We start from the raw sequence: 6,457 nt of genomic DNA on the forward strand, positions 1-6,457 counted from the left end.
TATGATGATGGACATACTGATGTACCTGTTCGAAACCTACGTGCATAGTGATGCAGATCTGCAGGTAGACCAAGACGAACTTGAGGATGAACTGCTGCGAGCAGGCTTTAAGCAAAAAGATATTTATAAAGCGTTAGAGTGGCTAGAGGATTTAGCCGAACTGCAAAATGCGGATAATCAATCGGCCATTGCAACCAGCGCTGCGACATCGACACGTATTTATACGGCGCAAGAAATGTCACGTATGGATGTGAAAAGCCGTGGCTTGCTGTTGTTCTTGGAGCAGATTGGTGTGTTGACAGCTGAAACTCGTGAAATGGTTATTGATCGTGTTATGGGGCTGGAAACCAATGATTTTGAGTTGGACGACCTAAAATGGATCATTTTGATGGTTTTGTTCAATGTTCCTGGCAACGAAAACGCGTACACTCTCATGGAAGAACTGATCTACACCGCAGAGAGGGGTGTAGTCCACTAAGCTAAACCAAATTTGGCGATAAGTTAAGAGACACCCATGAGTGGTAAAATCGATAACCAACTTTTCTCGGCTCATGAACATGCGTTGGATCATGAGCCCTGTCCACAGTGTCATTCAGGCAAGTTGCTACTTAAGAATGGCAAACATGGTCCGTTTCTAGGCTGCGACCAATATCCAAGCTGTGATTATATTAAACCTCTGCATCAAAATGATGGGCATATTATCAAAGAGCTTGGTGTCGCTTGTCCCGATTGCGGTTCAGAATTGCTGTTACGTCAAGGACGCTTTGGTATGTTTATTGGGTGTAGCAATTACCCAGACTGCCATTTCATTCAGTCGCCAAATAAACAAGATGAGCCAGAGCAAGAAGCAAAAGACTCCGTTAGCTGTCCAGAGTGCAGCAAAGGGGCGCTAAAAGAGCGTAAATCACGTTTTGGAAAAGTGTTTTTTGCGTGCGACAGTTATCCAAAGTGCAAGTTTGCCGTGAATCATGTTCCGGTTCCCGGAGTGTGTCAGTATTGTGGCTACACGTTGCTGGTTGAGAAAAAACGCGCAGCAGGAACGGTGTTGGAATGTGCATCGAGACGGTGCCAGAAAGTACAGGAATAAAAAACGGCTCCTAATTGGAGCCGTTTTTTTGTATTTAGGCTAGCTAATGCTTACAGCGCAAGTGCTGCGGGTTTTAGAGCAGGGTAGGCTGACTCATCCAGTAAGTCTGCAAGCTGAACGAGTGTTGCTTTTAACTCGTGTTGACTTGCTGCCGACACATTAATATGCCCCATTTTGCGTCCAGCACGTTTTTCTTTGCCATACCAATGAACATGACATCCAGCTAGAGCATAAACAGCATCAGGAACGGAGTCTTCACCAAGGATATTAACCATAGAGGTGGCTCTAACGGCTTCCGTGGAACCAAGAGGCATGTCGCAAACTGCACGTAGGTGGTTTTCGAACTGACACGTATCGGCACCTTGCTGAGTCCAGTGTCCTGAGTTGTGCACGCGCGGCGCAATTTCATTGACGAGAAGTTGGCCGTTTACATCGAAAAACTCCAGTGCCAATACACCGACATATTCGAGAGACTCGGCGACAGCGGTAAACATTTGCGCAGCTTGTGCTTGTAGCTCAGGCTCATCGATAGCAGTAGACAGAGTAAGTACTCCGTCAGTGTGTACATTTTCTGCCAGTGGATAAATCGCAATATCACCGTGTTGGTTGCGAGCACCCACAAGTGATACTTCACGTTGGAACGGCACAAATTCTTCAGCCACGATGGCTTGATTATCTGAATCCGCAATGCACTGAGCCATTTCAGTCCAGATTTGCTCTATATTTTCTAATGTTTTGAGTCGCCATTGTCCTTTGCCATCATAGCCGCCTAACGCACTCTTAAGTACCATAGGCAAACCTACGGTGGCGACAGCTGTATCAAGATCGCTACGTTCAGTAATAACCGCATAGGTTGCGTTCTTAACTCCAGCGTTATCAAGCAGTGCTTTTTCAATACGTCTATCACCACCGGCTTTAATCGCTTCTGTCGATGGCAAAAACTTCCCACTTGCTTCACAGGTAGCTAGGACATCGAGGGGAATATGTTCAAATTCAGCGGTAATAACGTCAGCTTGCGATATGGCTTGCTGTAGACCTTGCCCAAGCACTTCCAGAGTTAGGGGGTGCACAATGTTTTCGCTGCGCACATCAAAGGCAGATATCTTGATGTTGAGAGGCGCGCCAGCCAGCGACATCATTCGCGCTAACTGACCTGCTCCAAGTACCAATACGTGTTTCATTATTAGTCCTCAGACGGATCTGGGTTAGCAAGAACGGTTTCGGTCTGTTGGCTACGGAAGGCTTCGACTTTTTCCATCACGGCGTCATCATGAACACCAATGATTTGTGCCGCTAAGATTCCCGCATTTGCTGCACCGGCTTCACCAATAGCGAGTGTGCCAACTGCAATGCCTTTTGGCATTTGCACAATAGACAGCAAAGAATCCATGCCTTTTAGTGCTCGGCTCTGTACAGGAACTCCGAGGACAGGAACACTAGTGAACGCTGCCGCCATGCCTGGAAGGTGCGCCGCACCGCCTGCTCCAGCAATGATAACTTTGATGCCACGTTCTTTTGCGGTCGTTGCATAGTCTGCTAGTAGTTGAGGTGTACGGTGTGCAGAGACAACCTTGGTTTCATAATCTACTCCAAACTGATCAAGCATCTCTGCTGCTAGTTTCATGGTTGGCCAATCTGATTTTGAACCCATAATAATGCCGACTTTCATCCGAAGCTCCTTCAAGGCTTGTGCAAATGGACTAATTTGCGCGCATTATACGAGGATTTTTTTCTAAGGAGAACGTTTGCGTGAGTGATTTTTGTGTTTTTTTCTGGATTCTCATGTCGCTTTTCCGCATAGTGCCGTTGAAATGTAAATTAATTGTTTAGGTTTTAATAAAAGGAAGGCTCGGTGGATAATTTTCAAAGTACAGTTGCCGCACTTAAATCTGGTGAAGTGATTGCTTATCCGACTGAAGGAGTATTTGGTGTCGGTTGTGATCCTGATGATATCAGTGCCATTGAAAAACTACTGGCAGTAAAACAACGTCCGGTAGAGAAAGGACTGATCCTAATCGCTGCCAACTATGAACAGCTTCGACCTTATGTTGACGAGAGTAAATTGACCGCGACGCAGCTCGAAAGTGTACAAAATACTTGGCCAGGACCTTATACCTGGATTATGCCAGCGAGTGACAGAGTCTCATCATGGCTTAGTGGGGCATTCGATACGATTGCGGTTCGAGTTACCGATCACGAGTTAGTACAGCATCTTTGCCTTTCTTATGGTAAGCCGATTACCTCGACCAGTGCCAACTTGTCAGGAATGCCTTCTTGCATGACAACCGAAGAAGTCAAATTGCAATTAGGTGATCGATTGGCGGAAATTCTTGATGGTGAAACTGGCGGTCGTAATAAACCGAGTGAAATTCGAGATGCAAGAACGTTAAAAGTATTGAGACAAGGCTGAGGATATTAGATGCAACAAGTGGATAAACATCAGGTCAAAGCTTTTTTATTACAGCTCCAGGATGATATTTGCCAAAAGCTTGAACATGAAGATGGTGGTGCAACATTTCAGCAGGATGAATGGCAGCGCGAGCAAGGTGGTGGTGGTCGCAGTCGAGTATTAAAAGATGGTGTGGTCTTCGAGCAAGGTGGTGTTAACTTTTCTCATGTCTATGGAGACAAAATGCCAGCTTCCGCGACAGCTCACCGACCTGAACTAGCTGGTCGAAAATTTGAGGCAATGGGCGTGTCTTTAGTTATTCATCCTAAAAACCCTTACATTCCAACATCCCATGCCAATGTGCGTTTCTTTATTGCTGAAAAAGAGGGTGAAGCGCCTATCTGGTGGTTTGGTGGTGGTTTTGATCTTACGCCGTTTTATCCATTTGAAGAAGATTGTCAGCACTGGCACCAAATTGCCAAGGATATTTGTGCGCCATTTGGAGAGCAGGTCTATAGCGAACATAAGAAATGGTGTGACGAGTACTTCTTCCTTCCTCATCGTAACGAAACTCGTGGTGTAGGTGGTTTGTTTTTTGACGACCTCAATCAATGGGGGTTCGAGCGAAGCTTTGCTTATATGAAAGCCGTTGGTTCTAGTTATACCGATGCGTATTTACCGATAGTACAGAAACGCAAGCATACAGAGTTTGGAGAGAGAGAGCGTCAGTTCCAACTCTATCGACGTGGCCGCTATGTAGAATTTAACTTGGTCTACGACCGAGGCACGTTGTTTGGCTTGCAAAGTGGTGGCCGTACGGAGTCTATTTTAATGTCGATGCCACCGCTAGCTCGGTGGGAATATAGTTATCAGCCAGAAGAAGGCTCACCAGAAAATGAGCTTTACGCGCACTTCCTCCAACCGCGAGACTGGTAAAGCGACAGGCATAGCTTGGCGAATGAGTGCCGAAGTGATAGTGTCGAACTATTCACTTTGGCACGCAACAGGCAAGGATATGAGCAAGCCCGATCAGTACGTCGTTTTTGGAAACCCCATTTCACAAAGCAAGTCTCCTTACATCCATACACTCTTCGCACGTCAAACTTCTCAAAATATTGAATATGGACGTTTGCAGCCTGAACAGGGCCAGTTCACTCAAGCAGCTAGTCAGTTTTTTGCTGATGGTGGCCGAGGCTGCAATATCACCGCGCCATTTAAAGAAGATGCTTTCCAGTTCGCCAGTCGATTAACCGAGCGCGCTGAACTAGCCGGAGCGGTCAACACACTCAAGAAACTGGATGATGGTGAAATCATTGGTGATAACACTGATGGAGAAGGGTTGGTTCAAGACTTATTGCAGCATCAAGTGCAATTAGCGGGTGCTTCAATTTTGGTTATAGGAGCAGGCGGTGCAGCTCGAGGCGTACTTAAGCCGTTGCTCGATCAACAACCAAGTTCCATAACTATTACTAATCGTACTTTTGAAAAAGCTCAACAACTGGCCGAATTGTTTTCGCCTTTTGGCACCATACAAGCGACTGAGATAAACAGTGTTGGCAGTGCCTATGATGTGGTAATCAATTCGACATCTGCTAGTTTATATAAGCAAGTACCTGATATTAGTGATGCGATCTTCGGTGCCAATACAGTCAGTTATGATATGGCTTATGGCCAGGGACTAACAACATTTAATCACTGGGCCAAAACGTCCGGTGCTCGATGTGTTTATGATGGATTAGGTATGCTGGTGGGACAGGCTGCAGAAAGCTTTTTGTTATGGCGTGGACTAAGACCAGGGACGAAACAAATTCTTAGAGAGCTAAGAAAGAACCTCGAGGCTTAAGTGATGAATCAATCTATTCTATTCTCCGATCAAGCGACGTGGGATGAAGCAACTGGAATGGTTGAATTTCATGCGCACCAATCGGGTATGCTTATTGTTTGTTTGGTGAGTTTAGAAAAGCTAGCTCAACTCGCCTATCAGAAAGAGGTCTCTAAACAAGAGGCTATATCAATGTTTGACTCTGTTCGTTTTGATATAGAAGAAATAGCAGAAGCTCTCATAGAAGATGAGAGCTTTGATGAGCAAGGTAAGATAGTCATTCGTTAACGAATGGAATGCACCTTGTGCATATAGTCGTTCTTGTTCTGAACATAGTTATCAGCTGACTTCTGCAAAAAAGCACGTTCCTTATCCGTGAGATGGCGTGCTTGTTTTACCGGGCTTCCTACATATAGATAACCACTTTCAAGTCTCTTATTCGGCGGTACCAAACTTCCGGCACCAATCATTACCTCAGACTCAACAACTGCACCATCGAGAACAATAGTCCCCATTCCCACTAAAACGCGATCTTCAATGATACAACCATGAAGCATTACTTTATGTCCAACGGTTACATCATTTCCTATAAGTAGCGGATAACCTTCAGGGTTATCGCTGTTCTTGTGAGTAACATGCAGAACACTGTTATCTTGGATATTGGTACGCTCGCCAATAACGATGTGATTCACATCGCCCCTAGCAGAAACCAAAGGCCAGATACTGGCGTCTTTTCCTAAACGTACATCTCCAACAATCACGCTGGTCCTATCTATATAGACCGAATCATCAAGTTGAGGAGAGATGCCTTTGTAGCTACGTATTGAAGTCATAGTGTTCCCTAATTCGATATTTGCTAGTTAGTTTGGCGCTAATTTAAGGCTATTTATAGGGCTAAAGAGCAAAATATAATCATCCAAACAAAAAAACAGAAAAAAATGCATTTTGGGTATTGCCAAGAAGATTTCGATCTCTATAATGCCCCCTCGCTGACAAGGGAACGCAGACGAAAGTTCGCATCCAGTCAGAAGGTCTCAAGCTTCTAAGAAGCTTAGCAAAATAAGTTGAAAAAAGTGGTTGACACGACAACTTATCTCGCTAAAATGACCGTCCGTTTTGAGCAAAGCTCGAAACAAGCTCTTTAACAATATAAACCTAT

The 6,457-nt window shown here is 45.1% G+C and carries 9 protein-coding genes; 6 read left to right on the forward strand and 3 right to left on the reverse strand.

Annotation, left to right across the window (positions count from 1 at the left end; genetic code table 11):
• Nucleotide 1: 1 nt before the first annotated feature.
• Nucleotides 2–478 carry a DUF494 family protein gene (locus tag AWH66_RS25220; RefSeq protein WP_006072999.1) on the forward strand — a complete coding sequence of 159 codons (477 nt, stop codon included), beginning with the start codon at nt 2–4 and terminating at the stop codon, nt 476–478.
• A gap of 36 nt (nt 479–514) precedes the next feature.
• On the forward strand, nt 515–1,087 hold the full coding sequence (locus tag AWH66_RS25225) for a DNA topoisomerase family protein (RefSeq protein WP_063604586.1): 573 nt from the start codon (nt 515–517) through the stop codon (nt 1,085–1,087).
• Between the two features lie 50 nt (nt 1,088–1,137).
• Here AWH66_RS25225 and AWH66_RS25230 read toward each other — a convergent pair whose 3' ends face one another.
• Both AWH66_RS25230 and purE read right to left on the reverse strand, forming a co-directional pair.
• Entirely contained in the window at nt 1,138–2,268 is a 1,131-nt protein-coding gene (locus tag AWH66_RS25230; RefSeq protein ID WP_063604587.1) for a 5-(carboxyamino)imidazole ribonucleotide synthase, read from the reverse strand.
• A 2-nt stretch (nt 2,269–2,270) separates the two neighbouring features.
• Complete coding sequence (gene purE / locus AWH66_RS25235; protein ID WP_063604588.1) at nt 2,271–2,756, reverse strand: 5-(carboxyamino)imidazole ribonucleotide mutase; 486 nt, start codon at nt 2,754–2,756, stop codon at nt 2,271–2,273.
• 183 nt (nt 2,757–2,939) lie between these two features.
• On the opposite strand from purE, the gene tsaC reads away from it, so the two are divergent.
• From tsaC to AWH66_RS25255, 4 genes are all read left to right on the forward strand, one after another.
• Nucleotides 2,940–3,497: an L-threonylcarbamoyladenylate synthase type 1 TsaC gene (gene tsaC, locus AWH66_RS25240; RefSeq protein WP_063604589.1), complete on the forward strand. Its 558-nt coding sequence runs from the start codon at nt 2,940–2,942 to the stop codon at nt 3,495–3,497.
• A 9-nt stretch (nt 3,498–3,506) separates the two neighbouring features.
• Entirely contained in the window at nt 3,507–4,412 is a 906-nt protein-coding gene (hemF, locus tag AWH66_RS25245) for an oxygen-dependent coproporphyrinogen oxidase (protein ID WP_063604590.1), read from the forward strand.
• 79 nt (nt 4,413–4,491) lie between these two features.
• A complete protein-coding gene (gene aroE, locus AWH66_RS25250) occupies nt 4,492–5,319 on the forward strand; it encodes a shikimate dehydrogenase (RefSeq protein WP_063604591.1) in 828 nt (275 codons plus the stop codon).
• Between the two features lie 3 nt (nt 5,320–5,322).
• The gene (locus AWH66_RS25255; RefSeq protein ID WP_063604592.1) at nt 5,323–5,586 is read left to right on the forward strand and encodes a DUF1488 family protein; all 264 of its coding nucleotides are present in this window, start codon (nt 5,323–5,325) and stop codon (nt 5,584–5,586) included.
• Here the strand turns inward: AWH66_RS25255 and AWH66_RS25260 are convergent.
• Nucleotides 5,583–6,131, reverse strand: coding sequence for a gamma carbonic anhydrase family protein (locus tag AWH66_RS25260; protein WP_063604593.1), 549 nt, complete (start codon nt 6,129–6,131; stop codon nt 5,583–5,585). The two genes, AWH66_RS25255 and AWH66_RS25260, sit on opposite strands and share 4 nt — an antisense overlap.
• Nucleotides 6,132–6,457: the final 326 nt, after the last annotated feature.

The organism is Vibrio barjaei (assembly GCF_001639065.2).
GTDB lineage: Bacteria > Pseudomonadota > Gammaproteobacteria > Enterobacterales > Vibrionaceae > Vibrio > Vibrio barjaei.

Excerpts from the sequence above, each read along its gene's own strand:
- AWH66_RS25220 (WP_006072999.1), top strand. The coding sequence starts at position 2 with ATGATGATGGACATACTGATGTACCTGTTCGAAACCTACGTGCATAGT.
- AWH66_RS25225 (WP_063604586.1), top strand. The coding sequence starts at position 515 with ATGAGTGGTAAAATCGATAACCAACTTTTCTCGGCTCATGAACATGCG.
- AWH66_RS25230 (WP_063604587.1), bottom strand. The coding sequence starts at position 2,268 with ATGAAACACGTATTGGTACTTGGAGCAGGTCAGTTAGCGCGAATGATG.
- purE (WP_063604588.1), bottom strand. The coding sequence starts at position 2,756 with ATGAAAGTCGGCATTATTATGGGTTCAAAATCAGATTGGCCAACCATG.
- hemF (WP_063604590.1), top strand. The coding sequence starts at position 3,507 with ATGCAACAAGTGGATAAACATCAGGTCAAAGCTTTTTTATTACAGCTC.
- aroE (WP_063604591.1), top strand. The coding sequence starts at position 4,492 with ATGAGCAAGCCCGATCAGTACGTCGTTTTTGGAAACCCCATTTCACAA.
- AWH66_RS25255 (WP_063604592.1), top strand. The coding sequence starts at position 5,323 with ATGAATCAATCTATTCTATTCTCCGATCAAGCGACGTGGGATGAAGCA.
- AWH66_RS25260 (WP_063604593.1), bottom strand. The coding sequence starts at position 6,131 with ATGACTTCAATACGTAGCTACAAAGGCATCTCTCCTCAACTTGATGAT.